The organism is Paenibacillus mellifer (assembly GCF_023195895.1).
In the GTDB taxonomy this organism is placed as follows: Bacteria; Bacillota; Bacilli; order Paenibacillales; family Paenibacillaceae; genus Fontibacillus; species Fontibacillus mellifer.
The window spans coordinates 1-399 of the sequence record NZ_JALPRK010000057.1 but is presented as its reverse complement, the minus strand read 5'-3'; the positions used below and the strand labels follow the sequence as shown (position 1 = coordinate 399).

1 rRNA gene is annotated in these 399 nt (G+C 47.4%); it reads right to left on the bottom strand.

What is annotated here, in order from left to right:
* Positions 1 to 240 precede the first annotated feature (240 nt).
* Positions 241 to 399: ribosomal RNA gene (locus M0651_RS23950) — 16S ribosomal RNA — on the bottom strand; the annotation flags it as partial.

Genomic DNA, 399 nt, shown 5'->3' with positions numbered 1-399 from the left:
TATCCAGTTTTCAAGGATCAAGTTGCTTCGCCGTTTTACCGGCGGAAGACTATCTTATCACTTCAAGGTTTACCGTTCAACCGGTAAGTCTTGGAAGGATAAGCTTGAGAGTTGAACTCTCAAAACTGACCAACGAGTGAGTTAAAAGCTTTGCGAAGCAAAGCTGCTTCGAAAGCATATGCTTTGCTAACCTGAGTTAGCGATTTGAATGTCTTCGTTACAGAAGACGATTCTCCATAGAAAGGAGGTGATCCAGCCGCACCTTCCGATACGGCTACCTTGTTACGACTTCACCCCAATCATCTACCCCACCTTCGGCGGCTGGCTCCCAAACCGGGGTCCCCGAAAAGTACTCGGAATACGCTTCGCAGCATAATCTTCACTTTTTGGGGTAGCTCA